The sequence below is a fragment of the Methylobacterium sp. CCH5-D2 genome (genome assembly GCF_001556475.1).
GTDB lineage: Bacteria > Pseudomonadota > Alphaproteobacteria > Rhizobiales > Beijerinckiaceae > Methylobacterium > Methylobacterium hispanicum.
Map to the genome: position 1 here is coordinate 1 of NZ_LSIX01001019.1, position 877 is coordinate 877.

The window sequence follows — 877 nt, forward strand, 5'->3', positions numbered from 1 at the left end:
GTCGCCGTCGTGGTGTAAAGGGCGGTCTTCTGCGGATCGGGCACGATGAGCGCGCCGAAGACCGGGCCGCCGCCCCCGAAATAGTAGCGGTCCACCAGGGCGCGCAGCGGTTTGGGCAGCGCGTCGAGCCCCGCCTGGAGCGCCGAGCGCGCCGGGGGCCAGCGCACGATGATCTGCACGATGCGCTTGGGGTTGCGCAGCACCAGCTTCACGTCGCGCACGAAGCCCTGGTTCTGCTTCGAGACCTCGGCGAGCGGCCAGGAGGTCGGGCCGGGCACGCCGAGAGCGCGGGCGAACTCGGTGAAGAACGTACCCCAGCTCACCGTATCGGGCCCGGACAGGATGAAGCGCTCGCCCACCGCCGCGTCGCGGGTCGCGGCCAGCAGCATGCCGTCCACGAGGTCGTCGACGAAGACCGCGCTGCAGCGGCCCGCGCCGCCGTCCGGCAGCACCACCTCGCCGTAGATCAGCTCCTCGGCGGGCGCGTTCGTCCAGGGCTTGGAGAAGGGGCCGTACACGATGGTCGGCTGCACCACGGTCGCCGGAACGCGCCCCTCTCGGGCGGCGGCGAGCATCTGGGCCTCGATGTCGAGCTTGTCCTTCACGTAGATCCAGGCGCGGTCGCCGTCGCGGGTCTCCTCGGTGAGCGGCGTCGGCGGGAAGGGCTCGTAGACCGAGAAGGTGCTGACATGGACGAGCCGGCGGACCCGGGCGTCGGCGCTGGCCTGGATCAGGACCCGCGCGCCCTCCAGGTTCTGCCGGCGCGAGCGCGGGTCGTAGGCGCAGTGGAACACCGTGTCGGCGCCCTCGAGCGCCGCGCCGATCGCGGCGGCATCCGTGAGGTCGGCCTTGACCAGCCGCACGGGCAGGCGGGCGA

Annotated in this window: 1 protein-coding gene; it reads right to left on the reverse strand. The window is 72.5% G+C overall.

Annotated features, from left to right (window positions below):
• Window positions 1-877: NAD-dependent epimerase/dehydratase family protein (locus tag AX737_RS27730; RefSeq protein ID WP_156454001.1), on the reverse strand; the 877-nt coding region annotated here is incomplete at both ends.